This window comes from Streptococcus sanguinis (assembly GCF_019928825.1).
Lineage (GTDB): Bacteria > Bacillota > Bacilli > Lactobacillales > Streptococcaceae > Streptococcus > Streptococcus sanguinis_L.
In genome coordinates, this window is sequence record NZ_JAHZOP010000004.1 from 263,085 (window position 1) to 276,261 (window position 13,177).

The following is a 13,177-nucleotide window of genomic DNA, read 5'->3' on the forward strand; positions in this document are numbered from 1 at the left end:
CTAATATGAACATTTTGGTTTATGGTGCTGGCACGATCGGTTTGACATACGCTTGGTTACTGTCTAATCAACATCAAGTTACTGTCTTAGTTAGAGAGCATAAGCTGTCGACTTTAGAGCAAGGCTTCACACTTTCTATTAAAGATTTAAGGAAAGATGATCAGGTCTATAAAGAACATCATTTCCAGCCGCCGTTGGTGACGAGCATTGCTCAAGACTATGACCTGATTCTCTTAACGGTAAATAGTTTGCAACTAGAGCAGGCATTGAATCATTTGGCGGCTATAAAGGAAAAATCTCATATACTTATCTTACAGAATAACTGGAATATCAACTCCAAGATTCCTTCTTATTTGGACAGAAAGCAGGTGTCGTTAGCTTTTCCTTCTTCTGTTGGAGGAGGGCGAAAGAGTGATGGTCGGATCCAAGCTATCATTTTCAAAGAAGCTACGTTACTTGATGATGATTCTTACACATCAGAGTTGTCTCCTATCTTCACAGCTAGTGGGATAGACATTGATGCTATGCCTGACTTGGCTTCTTGGATGAAGGTTCACTGCCTTCAGGAGGCGGTAATGGCAGGTGCAGTTGCAGAAACGGGGACTTTTGATGCACTCTTGAAAGATAAAAAAGCAATTCGAAAGATGATTTGCGCTTGGCGAGAAGGTTTAGAACTCTGTCAGCGATATGGCATTCCTAAACATCGTTATAAACCTACTAAATATCTATCCCTGCCCCTATTTCTCTTGGTCCCAGTAATGAAGTTCATGTTGAGTCAGCCTTTGGTTGCCGAAATGGTCACAAATCACATGCATTCAGGCTATGCCGAGTGGGTTGATCAATATTTTGAAATCAAAAGAAGTGCTGAGAAAGAAAGCATTCCCATGCCTCAATGGAATTCGTATGGCGACTTCATTGAACATTTTTTGAAAAACAATTCTTAGCAGGCCTTAATGGCTTGCTTTTTCCTGACTTCCATTTACTTTTTTAAAAATTTAATATAAGTTTTGCCCAAAATAGGGTATAATAATAAACAAGAAAGAATGAGGTGAAATTATGGCATCAAAAATGTTACATACTTGTTTGCGTGTGGAGAATTTGGAAGCGTCTATCGCTTTTTATGCAGAGGCTTTTGGTTTTAAGGAGCTTCGTCGCAAGGATTTTCCAGATTATCAGTTTACTATCGTTTATCTAGGTTTGGAAGGCGATGATTATGAGCTGGAGCTGACCTATAACTATGACCATGGTCCTTATGTGATTGGGGACGGTTTTGCCCATGTGGCACTTAGCACGCCAGACTTGGAAGGTCTGCACGCTGAGCACAAGGCCAAAGGCTATGAAGTGACAGATCCAAAGGGTCTTCCTGGCAACCCGCCTAATTATTATTTTGTAAAAGACCCTGATGGCTACAAGGTGGAAGTCATTCGTGAGAAGAGTCTCTAACATCTAGCTGCAGTGAACTTTGCAAGATAAATGATGATTTTTATTCATTTAGGACAGGTGTATGAAAAGACAAAATAACAAGAAACACGGTAAGAAAACACTCATTGTTCTCAGCTTGCTCGGTTTAGCTTTTGTTGCTGCTCTATTTCTGGGTGCTGTAAAGATTTACGCTATTTTCCAAGAAAAGGAACTGCAAGAGAAGGTTAGTGTGCTGATTATCCAAGAAGAGACCTTCCATGCTGAAAATACTGAAAGGCAGAGCAAGATGATTGGCAGCCACTATGTAGAGGCCTTTTATCCTCTGCTAGATGGTCAGGTTATGGCAAGCGTCAAGGAGCAGATGGACGCAGATAGCCAGACGATTAAGGATAATCAGAAGAAGGGCGATAAGATTGAGGAATTGACCTTCTACTATGCTGAGGAAAAAGAAACGAGCCTGAAGGATGTCAAAGAAGTACTGGTGCATCGCAAGGACTATCATGTCAAAGAGATGAAAATCAGTAAAGGAGAAGAGCGGGAAGTTGCTGACAGCTATCTCGGTGCAGACGGCAGCCGTTTCACTCTGGATAAGGTCTTTCAGGATCCCGATGCAGCTAAGGAAATCTTCATCAACGAAATATCCAGCCAGCTGACCTTTAGGCAGGCCGATGAGGCGGTGCAGACGGAAATTCTCAATAACCTTAATGGAACGGAGTTGAGTCAGTGGTCCTTCCGTTATGAGTACAGCCATTTTTCTATTAAGCTGAGTAAGGAAGTGCAAGGCTTAACCAGCATTGATGTTCCTTTGTCTAGCTTTTATGACCAGATCAATGCGGACTATCTGACTGGAGATGACTTGGCAGCTTATCAGAGTTTTGAAGCTAAGAAGCATGTGAAGATGGTTGCTCTGACCTTTGATGACGGTCCAGATTCTAAGACAACACCGCAGGCTCTGGATATCCTCAAGAAATATGGTGCCAAGGCGACCTTCTTTATGGTTGGTCAAAACATTGCTGGTAATGAAGCGATCGTCAAGCGCGTGCACAATGAAGGTCATCAGATTGGGATTCATACATGGGACCATCCAGTCTTAACCAAACTCCCTCTGGAGTCGGCCCAAAAAGAAATCCTTGATACACAGACCGCTATTAACAATGTCATAGGCATCAAGCCAACGATTACGCGGCCTCCTTATGGAGCTATTAATGCTACAATCCAAAATTCGGTTGACCAGTCCTTTATCATGTGGAATGTGGACAGCCTAGACTGGAAGACACGCAATACTAAAGCTATTATGCAAGAGATTGCTAAAACTCAGCCAGGTTCGATTATCCTCATGCATGATATTCACCAGACCAGTATTGACGCTCTGCCAAGTGTCCTCGAGTATCTGAAGAGTAACGGATATACTTTGGTAACGGTTGATGAGCTGCTGGAAGGTCAGCTTGAGCCCCATCGTATTTATTACGGCAGAGACTAAGATGATTCTTGGGGTTAGATTTTTGAAGTCATTGTTGGTAATCAGTAAAAGCAAAAAGCTTTGGAAACATTAGATTTCCAAAGCTTTTTTAGCTTAACTCGTTACATAAAGTTCTTGATTTTTTAATACAATTTCTCGGACGGTGGCGTATTTTTTCAATGTTTTCAGCTCTTCTGGATGGCTTATGAAGGTAATCACATAGCCTTCCTTGCCCATGCGGCCGGTTCGTCCAGAGCGGTGGGTATAGGTTTCTAAATCGCGCGGAAGCTCATAATTGACGACGCATTCTAGGGAGTCAATATCAATACCGCGAGCAACCAAGTCAGTGGCTAGCAAGAGAGTAATCTGGTGTTCTTTGAACTTATCCAAAATCACCTTGCGGAACTTAACGTTGACATCGCTGGCCAGAGAAACGGCGTTGGCTTCACGATACTGGAGTTTTTCTTCGGCACTGCCCAGGTCTGACAGAGCGTTGAAGAAGACCAGTCCACGGAAATCTTCAACATTGGATAATTTGCGGAGCAAGTCCACCTTATCACGTTTTTCGACTTGCATGTAAAAATGCTGGATGTTGTCTAAAACTTGGTCGTCAATGCTGATTTCTAGAGTATTTTCAGCAATCTTATCGTGGTCGAACTTAGCGGTAGCGCTCATATATACCAGCTGGTGGTCACGAGGCGCATAGTGGGTGATTTTATCTACAAAGTGATACTGAGAATCGCTGAGCAGCTGGTCAAATTCGTCCAAAATGATAGTTTCGACATTCATCATCTTGATTTTCTTGAGCTTGGCCAACTCGAAAATCCGCCCAGGCGTTCCGATGATAATTTCTGGACCTTTCTTAAGGCGCTCAATCTGTCGCTTCTGGCTGGAGCCGGGGAGCAGGAGCTGGGCTGTCAGCCCTAAAGGCTCCGCCCAAGTCTTGCAGACCTCAAAGATTTGTCCAGCCAACTCAGTATTAGGAGCTAAAATCAAGAGTTGTTGGGCTTTTTTAGGTGTCAGTCTAAGCAGGCTGGGAAAGAGATAGGCCAGAGTTTTACCAGTACCAGTCGGACTGATTCCCAGCACGGTATCGCCTGCAGAAATAGGCTCAAACATCTTCTCCTGAATAGCCGTCAAATCTTCAAAGCCTAGCTGAGCCAGCTGATTTTGCCAGCTTGGGGGAAATTGTTCCTTAATCATCATCAACCTCAAATCTAATGCCAGCGTCCTTGCGCATGGCAAATAAGCTTTCGTGAACAGCCGTAGCCGCATTCAACCATTTCTCATAATCCGCATCCTGTCCGCCCTTGAGCACTCGCGCGAAAGCTTGAGCTTCTTCCAGCATGGTGTGGGAAGCACGCTGGATAGGCAGCACCTCCTCTTGACCGTCCAGAGTTTGGAAAATAGCAGAGCTGATAAATTCAATTCCGTCTAAAGTCAGAGTTCCTTGATCCGTGTAAATTTCCGCAGGCAGATTGCTGTTTATATTTTTACCGGCCTGAATCTGAACTTGAAAATCTGGATAGATGAGACAGCCGGCTCCATTTAAATCAATCGTATTGGCTAGCTGCTGGGCGCTGTAGCGAGAGAAGCGCGGATGGCCGAAAAGTCTGATAGCCGCATAGACTGGATAGACACCCAGATCCATCAAAGCGCCGCCAGAAAATTTAGCTGAGAAAACGTTAGGCTGCTCTCCCGCAAGCAGAGCCTGCATTTTTGAAGAATACTTGGCATAGGTGAAGTTGGCTCCTAAGACAGTCTTGTCCTTGAGGAAATCACTAATCGTATCAAAGGCCTGCTCATGATAGTTGCGGGCAGCTTCAAAGAGATAGACTTGATGCTCGTCAGCCAGCTTGACCAATTCCCGCCATTCTTTAGGACGGGAGACAGCCGGCTTTTCGACAATGACATGTTTACGAGCCAGAATGGCTACCTTGGCATGATTGAAATGCAGGCTGTTGGGACTGGCGATATAAACGACATCGATATCAGACGACAGAAAGTCCAGCATTTCAGTAAAAATGGCCGTATTTTCATAGTTTTGCACAAAGCGTTCAGCAGAAGCCAGAGTCCGGGAGTAGACAGCTGCAAGCTGATAGTCTCCTGTTGCGTGAGCGGCCTTGATGAACTCATGAGAAATAGATCCTGTTCCGATGATTCCAAGTTTGAGCATAAAAACCTCCTTTTTTCTATTTTTAAGCATGTACTTTTTTTATTTTAGCTCTTTCATTATAACATGAATTGCGGTAAAATAGATAAGATAACAAGAGATGGAGCTTATAATGCAAAATAGACCTATTATTATTGGTGTAACTGGTGGTTCCGGAGGCGGAAAAACCAGTGTTTCTCGAGCGATTTTGGCTAATTTTCCAAATGAAAATATTGCCATGATTGAGCATGACTCCTACTATAAGGATCAGACGCATCTGACTTTTGAGGAGCGGGTGAAGACCAACTATGACCATCCTTTTGCCTTTGATACCGACCTGATGATTGAGCAAATCAAGGAGCTCTTGGCTGGTCGACCAGTGGATATTCCCACTTACGACTATACGGAGCATACCCGCAGCAAAAAGACCTATCGTCAGGATCCTCAGGATGTCTTTATCGTTGAGGGGATTTTGGTCTTAGAGGACCAGCGCCTGCGGGATTTGATGGACATTAAGATTTTTGTAGACACAGATGATGATGTTCGGATTATCCGTCGAATTAAGCGAGACATGGAAGAGCGTGGACGCAGTTTGGATAGTGTTATTGAGCAGTATTTGGGTGTCGTTAAGCCTATGTATCATCAGTTCATTGAGCCGACCAAGCGCTATGCGGATGTCATCATCCCAGAGGGCGCTTCTAACAAGGTGGCTATTGACCTGATTACGACCAAGATTGAAAAAATCCTTAAGGAAGCCAGAGAAGGCTAGGAAAAGCAGCTTTCTAGATTAGTCGTTTGAGGAAATAAATAGCTGTAAATCTGGTAAAAAGCAGTAGCTGCAAGATTTTTTAAATGTAATATAGCAAGGGGAAGTGGACGGACTGAAATCTAGGGATTTCGGAGTCTGGTCACTCCCTTATTTTGTAGGTGGTTTATGAAACAATTTGTAAAAAGAGAGTTTCACTCTCGTTCAAAATTTTTTGCCTGCCTCTTGACCTTTTGTGCAGGATTTATCGATGCCTATACCTTCATTGAGAGGGGAGGCACCTTGGTGGCAGGGCAGACGGGAAATGTCGTTTTCCTTTCGGTTGAGCTTATCAATCAAGAGACAAGAGGAATTGAAGTAAAATTGGCAACTATGCTAGCCTTTATGCTGGGTATTTTTCTGATGACCGTTTTTCAGCATCACTTTGAGCATTCTTGGCGCAGGCTGTCCAGTGTTTTTCCTTTGATATTGACGACAGCTGTCGCTGGATTTTTACCAGCAAATGTGCCCTATCTCTATATTGTGCCACCACTGGCTTTCTGCATGGGCCTGGTTGCGACGGCTTTTGGCGAGGTGGATGGCATTGTCTATAACAATTCTTTTATGACGGGGAATATCAAGAAAACCATGGTAGCTTTTGGCAACTATGCTCGAAACAAGAAAGCGAAAGATTTGAAAGAAGGCCTTTTCTTTGTAGCCCTATTGGCAAGCTTTGTAGTGGGAGCCATCATCTCTACCTATCTGATTCAATTTTACCTCCTGAAGACCATCTGGCTTGTTTCCCTGATTCTAACAGCCTTTCTCCTTTTCCGAGGTGTTCAGTATGCGAGGAGATGAATAATGTGGAATTAGATTATGTTGTGATTCCTGAAAAAAATAGAAGAAGCAGGAGCTACCTTGCTTCTTTTTCTCTTCTTTTTGCTAATCACCTCTAAAAATAATCCAGCATATTAAAAATTTTCAGAAAATATCGACTTTTTCTTGACAGGCCTATGATACTGTGCTAAAATACTAAACAATAAGAAACCATCTCAAAAAGGAGTTAGTCAAACATGAAGTCAACCCAATCTTCAAACTTTGCTTTGTTGTTGCGTTACTCGGGCTAGTGCAAAAGCATTAGTCCTGTTTGGCTTACCAAGCGGGAGTAAATCAACATCTCGCTTGTTCCTCAAGTGAGATGTTTTTTATTTCACCAATCTTACCTCAAATTCTGATGAGGAAGAAATGGTTTCTAAAGAAGCGACGGGAGTGCGGCTACATCTTGATTTTTCTGAAATCAATTTGTCTCATACCGTCTCAGTCATTGAACACGACCTAGAAGTTGGGGAAGAGTTTTTCCTAAATGGTCTATGTATTTAGAAAAGGAGTTGTCTATGACACGCAAAGTTGAATTTTTTGATACCAGCCTCCGGGATGGTGAGCAGACACCAGGAGTGAATTTCTCTATCAAGGAAAAGGTGGCTATTGCCAAGCAGTTAGAGAAGTGGGGGATTTCAGTCATTGAAGCCGGTTTTCCTGCTGCGAGTCCAGATTCTTTTGCGGCGGTGCAGGAGATTGCTAAAGTCATCACAAAAGCCTCTGTTACTGGGCTGGCGCGTTCGGTCAAGTCCGATATTGATGCCTGCTATGAAGCGCTCAAGGATGCCAAGGATCCACAGATTCATGTCTTCATTGCGACCAGTCCTATTCACAGAGAGTTCAAGCTGAAAAAGTCCAAGGAAGAGATTTTAGAAGCTGTGAAAGAGCATGTCTCCTACGCGCGCTCCAAGTTCGATATAGTCGAGTTTTCACCAGAGGATGCGACACGAACAGAGCTGGATTTCCTTTTTCAGGTGGTACAAACAGCAGTGGATGCAGGTGCGACTTATATCAATATTCCAGATACAGTCGGCTTTACCACGCCAGAAGAGTTTGCAAATATTTTCGACTACCTAGTGGCAAATGTGACTTCTGATCATAAGGTGGTATTTGGTGTTCATTGCCATGATGACCTTGGCATGGCAACGGCCAATACTTTGACGGCTATCAAGCACGGTGCTGGTCGTGTTCAGGGAACTATCAATGGAATCGGTGAGCGGGCTGGAAATGTAGCATTGGAAGAAGTAGCAGTTGCCTTAGAGATTCGTCAGGACTATTACCAAGTTGAGTCGGATATCGTCCTTAATGAAACCATCAACACTTCTGAGCTGGTGTCCCGCTTCTCAGGTATTCCAGTGCCTAAGAACAAGGCGGTCGTTGGTGGCAATGCCTTCTCTCATGAGTCCGGTATCCATCAGGATGGCGTTCTTAAGAATCCACTGACCTATGAAATCATTACACCTGAGCTGGTTGGAGTTAAGAGCAATTCGCTGCCGCTTGGCAAGCTGTCTGGCCGCCATGCCTTTGTCGAAAAACTCAAAGAATTGGCTCTGGACTTTGCAGAATCTGAAATCAATGATCTCTTTGCTAAGTTTAAGCTTTTGGCTGATAAGAAAAATGAAGTCACAGACGCTGATATTCGGGCTCTGATTGCCGGAACGACCGTCGAAAATCCTGAAGGCTTCCACTTTGATGATCTGCAGTTGACGACCAATGACGACCATACCATCACAGCGGATGTGCAGCTGGTTAATGGCGATGGTGAGACAATTAACTGTGTGGCAGAAGGCAAAGGAAGCGTTGAAGCCATCTTTAATGCCATCGATCAATTCTTTAACCAGTCTGTCCAGCTTTTGTCTTATAACATCGAGGCGGTGACGGATGGTATTGACTCTCAGGCTCGCGTCTTGGTAGCTGTTGGAAATACGGATACAGATACGATTTTCAACTCCTCTGGTATTGACTTTGATGTTCTTAAGGCCAGCGCCATTGCCTATATCCATGCCAACACCTTTGTGCAAAAGGAAAATGCAGGTGAAATCGGCCATCAGGTGTCTTACCGCGATCTGCCTGCAAATAATTAGAAGGAAGCGACTATGACAAAAGAAATTGTAGCTCTGACGGGTGATGGTATCGGCCCAGAAATCATGGAGGCTGGTCTCCAAGTGCTGGCTGCTGTTGCGGACAAGTTCGGTTTTACTTATCATATCACGGAGAAGGCTTTTGGAGGTGCTGGTATTGATGCGGAAGGTCATCCTCTCCCTCAGTCTACTCTAGAAGCAGCCAAGGAAGCAGATGCAATTCTCCTAGCAGCTATCGGCAGTCCCCAGTATGATAATGCTCCAGTTCGGCCGGAGCAAGGCTTGCTGGCTCTGCGCAAGGAGCTTGAACTCTATGCCAATCTTCGTCCGGTTAAGATTTTTGATGCTCTAAAGCATTTGTCGCCTTTAAAGGCAGAACGAATTGCTGGCGTGGATTTCGTGGTCGTGCGCGAGTTGACTGGTGGGATTTACTTTGGCGAGCATATTTTGGAGGACAAAACCGCGCGGGATATCAATGACTACAGCTATGAAGAGGTGGAGCGAATTGTCCGTAAAGCCTTTGATATTGCGCGTGGTCGCAGAAAGCGCGTGACCAGTATTGACAAGCAAAATGTACTAGCGACATCCAAACTCTGGCGCAGAGTGGCAGATGAAGTGTCCAAGGATTATCCAGATGTGACCTTGGAGCACCAGCTGGTGGACAGCGCTGCGATGCTCATGATTACCAATCCTGCTAAATTTGATGTTGTAGTAACAGAAAATCTCTTCGGGGATATTCTATCAGACGAGTCCAGTGTTCTGTCAGGGACGCTGGGAGTTATGCCATCGGCCAGTCATTCGGCAGCTGGACCAAGTCTTTATGAGCCTATCCATGGTTCTGCTCCAGATATTGCAGGGCAAGGCATTGCCAATCCTATCAGTATGATACTTTCTGTGGCCATGATGCTGCGGGATAGTTTTGCAGAGCTTGAAGCTGCAGAAGCGATTGAAGCAGCAGTGGAGAAGACTTTGGCTCAGGGTATCTTAACCCGAGATTTGGGTGGTCAGGCAGGGACAGCTCAAATGACGGAGGCTATTATTAATAACTTATGAAATGGATATTAACGGGTATTTGCCTGCTATGGAACCTTGTCGTTTTCCTACTTTATGGCTGGGATAAGCGAAAGGCTAAGAAAAATCACTACCGCATTCCAGAGAAGACTTTGCTGCTGTCAGCATTGGCAGCCGCAGGTTTGGGCGCTTTATTAGGCGGTCGCCTCTTTCATCACAAGACCAGAAAATGGTATTTCTGGCTGGCTTGGATTTGCGGAATAATAGTTGAAATCGGAATTTTATATTACATATGGAGAAGCTAGTATGGCTGGAAAATCGATTTTTGATAAGCTGTGGGAAAGGCATCTGATAACTGGTGAAGAAGGCCAGCCCCAGCTTATGTATGTGGATCAACATTATATTCATGAAGTAACCAGCCCTCAGGCTTTTCAAGGTCTTCGAGATGCAGGGCGCAAAGTTAGACGGCCGGATTTGACCTTTGGAACCTTTGACCATAATGTTCCTACGGTCAATATCTATGATATTCGGGATGTGATTTCCAAGGCACAGATTGATAAACTTTCTGAGAATGTCAAAGATTTTGGCATCGAGCATGCGGCTCATGGATCGGAGTTGCAGGGGATCGTCCATATGGTTGGACCGGAAACAGGCAAGACTCAGCCGGGCAAATTTATCGTCTGCGGTGACAGTCACACGGCCACTCACGGAGCTTTTGGAGCTATTGCTTTTGGAATCGGTACTTCAGAGGTGGAGCACGTCTTTGCCACGCAGACCATTTGGCAGGTCAAGCCTAAGAAAATGCTGGTAAAATTTACTGGAGTGCCGCCTAAAGGTGTCTATTCCAAGGACTTTATCCTCGCTTTGATTGCCCGATATGGTGTGGCTGCAGGTGTCGGTCATGTGGTCGAGTATGCTGGTGATGCGATTGACCATCTTACTATGGAAGAGCGCATGACCATCTGCAATATGTCCATAGAGTTTGGCTCTAAGATGGGCATTATGAATCCCGACCAGAAGACCTATGATTACGTTCAAGGACGGCCGGGTGCTCCCAAGGACTTTGAGGCGGCGGTAGCTGATTGGAAGACTCTGGTCAGTGATCCTGATGCTGTCTATGATAAGGTCATTGAGATTGATGTCTCTGAGCTGGCACCTATGGTCACTTGGGGAACCAATCCTTCTATGGGAGTAGAGTTCGGCTCGGCTTTCCCTGAAATCCGTGATATGAACGATGAGCGGGCCTACAATTACATGGACCTCTCCCCGGGTAAGAAAGCAGAAGATATTGACCTAGGTTATATCTTTATCGGCTCCTGTACCAATGCCAGACTCAGCGATTTGCAGCTGGCAGCTAAGTTTGTCGCTGGTAAGCACATTGCTCCCAATCTGACAGCTATCGTTGTACCAGGCTCTCGTCCGGTCAAGCGGGCTGCTGAAAAGATGGGACTGGATAAAATTTTCATGGATGCAGGCTTTGAGTGGCGTGATCCGGGTTGCTCCATGTGCCTGGGGATGAATCCAGACAAGGTGCCAGACGGAGTCCACTGTGCCTCTACTAGTAATCGGAACTTTGAGGATCGTCAGGGATTTGGCGCTAAGACTCATCTTTGCAGTCCAGCCATGGCTGCAGCGGCAGCTATTGCCGGGCACTTCGTAGACGTCCGCCAGCTACCGGAGGTCCAGTAAGGAAGTTTTATGGAAAAATTTACAATCTACACGGGGACAACGGTTCCCCTCATGAACGATAATATTGATACGGACCAAATTTTACCCAAGCAGTTTCTCAAGTTGATTGATAAAAAAGGCTTTGGCAAGTACCTCATGTACGCATGGCGCTATCTGGACAACCAGTACACCGAAGATCCGGATTTCGTCTTTAATAGACCGGAGTACCGCAAGGCGACTATTCTGATTACAGGGGACAATTTCGGAGCGGGTTCCTCTCGCGAGCACGCTGCCTGGGCCTTGGCTGACTATGGCTTCAAGGTAGTCATTGCTGGATCTTTTGGCGATATTCACTACAATAACGAGCTTAATAACGGTATGCTGCCTATCGTCCAGCCTCTTGAAGTGCGGCAAGCATTGGCTAATCTGAAGCCAACGGATGAAGTGACGGTGGATTTGGAGCAGCAGAAGATTTTTTCTCCGGTGGGAGAATTCTCCTTTGACATTGATGGTGAATGGAAGCACAAGCTCCTCAACGGTCTAGATGACATCGGCATTACGCTGCAGTACGAGGATTTGATTGCAGAATATGAAAAAAATCGTCCATCTTATTGGCAGTAACCTTATTTTTGCTATATTGAGAAAATTCTGAAAAAACCTTGTCTCCGATAAAAATATATGGTAAAATAAATCTTAATTTAATAGAAAAGGAAGAAACTTATGACAAAACACATTCAATGGAACGGACAGCTTTCACAAGAAGGTTATGACATCTTGAAAGGTGATGGTGGCTGTATCGTTTGCCCTACCAAGGTGGGTTACATCATCATGACTAGCGATAAAGCTGGCTTGGAGCGTAAGTTCGAAGCTAAGTCTCGTAACCGTAATAAGCCAGGTGTTGTCCTCTGTGGTAGTATGGATGAGCTCCGTGCTTTGGCTCAGCTGAATCCGGAAATTGAAGCTTTTTATCAAAAGCATTGGGATGAAGACATCCTCTTGGGCTGTATCCTACCATGGAAGCCAGAAGCTTTTGAAAAGCTCAAGGCATTTGGCGACGGTCGGGAAGAGCTGATGACAGATGTTCGTGGCACTAGCTGTTTTGTTATTAAGTTTGGTAAGGCGGGCGAGCAGCTGGCAGCTAAGCTTTGGGAAGAAGGCAAGATGGTTTATGCATCCTCAGCTAACCCATCTGGTAAAGGAAACCGCGGCAAGGTTGAAGGAATTGGCGAGCGCATCGAAAATGCTGTTGACCTCGTCATTGAAGCAGATGATTATGTAGCCTCTATCCAGCCAGACAAGACCATTGAAACGCGCTACGAGCAAGGTGTCATGGTCTCTATGGTTGACAAGGATGGAAAACTGATTCCAGAACAAGGTGGCCAACGTTCCATCTCACCAGCACCAGTAGTCATCCGTAAAGGCTTGGATATTGACAAAATCATGATGCACCTGTCCGATACTTTCAACTCATGGGATTACCGTCAGGGTGAATATTACTAAGATAAAAAAATAAGCTCAGTGTGGGAGAGGTATTTCCTCATTACATTGGGTTTTTTAGTTTGAAACTTTAATTTTAAATTCTTTACCCAGTTTAAAATTATTTCCAAATAGAACAAAATTCTTGATAGTTGAAATCACAAGTGTTACAATGGAACCATTCGTTTTGGATGATAATGGATTGATTGTTGAGCATTGGGACAATAAAGAAGTCATGCCTAAGGTAGAAGACTTGACGAATCGAGGGAAGTTTTAAAATGAGG

General features: G+C 44.7%; 13 protein-coding genes and 1 pseudogene. 12 read left to right on the forward strand and 2 right to left on the reverse strand.

Going from position 1 to position 13,177, the window contains the following annotated elements; all coding sequences use genetic code 11:
• Window positions 1–5 precede the first annotated feature (5 nt).
• The 3 genes from K1J09_RS09380 (at window position 6) to K1J09_RS09390 (ending at window position 2,902) form a co-directional block, all read left to right on the forward strand.
• A complete protein-coding gene (locus K1J09_RS09380; protein ID WP_125332541.1) occupies window positions 6–944 on the forward strand; it encodes a ketopantoate reductase family protein in 939 nt (312 codons plus the stop codon).
• 112 nt (window positions 945–1,056) lie between these two features.
• Window positions 1,057–1,443, forward strand: coding sequence for a lactoylglutathione lyase (gene gloA / locus K1J09_RS09385; RefSeq protein ID WP_002895748.1), 387 nt, complete (start codon window positions 1,057–1,059; stop codon window positions 1,441–1,443).
• Window positions 1,444–1,504: 61 nt separating this feature from the next.
• Window positions 1,505–2,902: a polysaccharide deacetylase family protein gene (locus tag K1J09_RS09390; RefSeq protein WP_223323815.1), complete on the forward strand. Its 1,398-nt coding sequence runs from the start codon at window positions 1,505–1,507 to the stop codon at window positions 2,900–2,902.
• Window positions 2,903–2,995: 93 nt separating this feature from the next.
• Here K1J09_RS09390 and K1J09_RS09395 read toward each other — a convergent pair whose 3' ends face one another.
• Both K1J09_RS09395 and K1J09_RS09400 read right to left on the reverse strand, forming a co-directional pair.
• Entirely contained in the window at window positions 2,996–4,087 is a 1,092-nt protein-coding gene (locus K1J09_RS09395; RefSeq protein WP_223323814.1) for a DEAD/DEAH box helicase, read from the reverse strand.
• Window positions 4,077–5,087, reverse strand: coding sequence for a Gfo/Idh/MocA family protein (locus tag K1J09_RS09400; RefSeq protein ID WP_223323813.1), 1,011 nt, complete (start codon window positions 5,085–5,087; stop codon window positions 4,077–4,079). Before K1J09_RS09400 ends, K1J09_RS09395 begins: the two co-directional genes overlap by 11 nt.
• A 79-nt stretch (window positions 5,088–5,166) precedes the next feature.
• On the opposite strand from K1J09_RS09400, the gene udk reads away from it, so the two are divergent.
• From udk to K1J09_RS11895, 9 genes and pseudogenes are all read left to right on the forward strand, one after another.
• Window positions 5,167–5,802 carry a uridine kinase gene (gene udk, locus K1J09_RS09405; protein WP_032907433.1) on the forward strand — a complete coding sequence of 212 codons (636 nt, stop codon included), beginning with the start codon at window positions 5,167–5,169 and terminating at the stop codon, window positions 5,800–5,802.
• A 165-nt stretch (window positions 5,803–5,967) separates the two neighbouring features.
• Window positions 5,968–6,636: a YoaK family protein gene (locus tag K1J09_RS09410; protein WP_223323812.1), complete on the forward strand. Its 669-nt coding sequence runs from the start codon at window positions 5,968–5,970 to the stop codon at window positions 6,634–6,636.
• A gap of 536 nt (window positions 6,637–7,172) precedes the next feature.
• Window positions 7,173–8,741, forward strand: a complete 1,569-nt coding sequence (locus K1J09_RS09415) for a 2-isopropylmalate synthase (RefSeq protein ID WP_223323811.1) — start codon at window positions 7,173–7,175, stop codon at window positions 8,739–8,741.
• Between the two features lie 12 nt (window positions 8,742–8,753).
• On the forward strand, window positions 8,754–9,791 hold the full coding sequence (leuB, locus tag K1J09_RS09420; RefSeq protein WP_223323810.1) for a 3-isopropylmalate dehydrogenase: 1,038 nt from the start codon (window positions 8,754–8,756) through the stop codon (window positions 9,789–9,791).
• Window positions 9,788–10,054, forward strand: coding sequence for a DUF1294 domain-containing protein (locus tag K1J09_RS09425; RefSeq protein WP_101771275.1), 267 nt, complete (start codon window positions 9,788–9,790; stop codon window positions 10,052–10,054). The genes leuB and K1J09_RS09425 overlap by 4 nt, the downstream gene beginning before the upstream one ends.
• A gap of 1 nt (window position 10,055) precedes the next feature.
• Entirely contained in the window at window positions 10,056–11,438 is a 1,383-nt protein-coding gene (gene leuC / locus K1J09_RS09430; protein WP_125331004.1) for a 3-isopropylmalate dehydratase large subunit, read from the forward strand.
• A 9-nt stretch (window positions 11,439–11,447) separates the two neighbouring features.
• A complete protein-coding gene (gene leuD / locus K1J09_RS09435; protein WP_002895722.1) occupies window positions 11,448–12,038 on the forward strand; it encodes a 3-isopropylmalate dehydratase small subunit in 591 nt (196 codons plus the stop codon).
• Between the two features lie 99 nt (window positions 12,039–12,137).
• Window positions 12,138–12,917 (forward strand): L-threonylcarbamoyladenylate synthase, encoded by a 780-nt coding sequence (locus K1J09_RS09440; RefSeq protein ID WP_011836840.1) that lies wholly within the window; start codon window positions 12,138–12,140, stop codon window positions 12,915–12,917.
• Between the two features lie 169 nt (window positions 12,918–13,086).
• Window positions 13,087–13,170 (forward strand): annotated as a pseudogene (locus K1J09_RS11895) (nuclear transport factor 2 family protein); the annotation flags it as partial.
• Window positions 13,171–13,177 lie beyond the last annotated feature (7 nt).